Genomic DNA, 1,099 nt, shown 5'->3' with positions numbered 1-1,099 from the left:
AGCATATACAATATTAAAGAATAGATAAGCAAGAGGTATAAATCCGATAGATATACCAATATCATTTGCTTTTAGTATTATAAAAGCATAGTTCATAGTAAAAAGTGTAAAAATAGATTGAATTATTACAAATTTTTTAAAATCTGACGGCAGTATCTTAAAATTAATCTCTATTTTAGAATCTTTTTTAATTCCTTTAGGTTCTTTTACAAAAAATATTAAAATTAAAACAGCTGTAATTGCAGGAAAAAAAGAATATAAAAATATTTTTCTAAAATTTTCTTCTGTTTCCCCAAAATAAATTAAAAACAAAAAAGCAAATAATGAACCTAAAACAGCGCCTACGGTATCCATTCCTCTGTGAATTCCAAAAGCATGACCACTTTTACCTTCAGAAAATGAAGATATTAATGCATCTCTTGGTGCTGTTCTTATTCCTTTACCAAGTCTTTCAATTGCTCTAATCCATAAAACGTGTGTCCAGCTTGTGGCAAAGAATAAAAGAGGTTTTGAAAATGTAGATAGAGAGTATCCAAAAATTACTAAAATCTTTCTTCTTCCTATTTTATCTGATAAATATCCAGAAAAAACTTTTAAAAAACTTGTTAAAAATGCTGCAATACCTTCAATTAAACCAATCTGTGTTTTTGTGGCATAAAGGAATTTTTCTAAAAATATAGGAAGAATCGGGAAAATCATTTCACTGGAAATATCTGTTAATAAGCTTACTATTCCTAAGATGATTATATATTTTTTCATAGTTTTAAAATAACCTTCCTATTTTTCTAAACCCAAATATGTAAAGCCCTAAGCTCAATATACTCAAAATTATAAAATATGGAATTAAATCTATAGATGGAATTCCTCTAAAAAATATACTTATACTTCCTTCAATATAATATCTCAGCGGGGAAAGATAAGATAAGTACTGAATAATAGGATGCATTGAATAAATTGGAGTCCAGGCTCCACTTAAAAATATCATTGGCATCATTATAATAACTGACATTTGTGCTACTTTAAACATGTCTGTAGCTATTGATGCTATAAAAAGACCTATTCCTGTGATTGAAAACAGAAATATAACAGTCAGCAAAAT

Annotated in this window: 2 protein-coding genes; both read right to left on the bottom strand. The window is 27.3% G+C overall.

Annotated elements, in window-relative coordinates:
* Nucleotides 1-759 (bottom strand): MFS transporter (locus tag HG1285_RS00340; RefSeq protein WP_008289692.1); only part of this gene is annotated, 759 nt, incomplete at its 3' end.
* Nucleotides 760-763: 4 nt separating this feature from the next.
* The coding region (locus HG1285_RS00345) for an ABC transporter permease (RefSeq protein ID WP_032497291.1) at nt 764-1,099 on the bottom strand (336 nt) is incomplete at its 5' end.

The organism is Hydrogenivirga sp. 128-5-R1-1, assembly GCF_000171895.1.
This window is presented reverse-complemented; position numbering and strand designations above follow the sequence as displayed.